Consider the following 258-nt stretch of genomic DNA (forward strand, 5'->3'; position numbering starts at 1 on the left):
TCAATTAACCTTCCGGCACCGGGCAGGTGTCACACCGTATACGTCATCTTGCGATTTTGCACAGTGCTGTGTTTTTAATAAACAGTCCCAGCCACCTGGTCACTGCGGCTCCCGTCCGCTTAGAGAGTAAATCTCATCACAGATAGGAGCGTACCTTCTCCCGAAGTTACGGTACGATTTTGCCTAGTTCCTTCACCCGAGTTCTCTCAAGCGCCTTAGTATTCTCTACCTGACCACCTGTGTCGGTTTGGGGTACGA

Annotated in this window: 1 rRNA gene; it reads right to left on the minus strand. The window is 50.8% G+C overall.

Going from position 1 to position 258, the window contains the following annotated elements:
* A 23S ribosomal RNA gene (locus tag PSI06_RS21265) occupies positions 1-258 on the minus strand; the annotation flags it as partial.

The sequence above is a fragment of the Pseudoalteromonas sp. GABNS16E genome (assembly GCF_028598715.1).
Classification (GTDB): Bacteria; Pseudomonadota; Gammaproteobacteria; order Enterobacterales; family Alteromonadaceae; genus Pseudoalteromonas; species Pseudoalteromonas atlantica.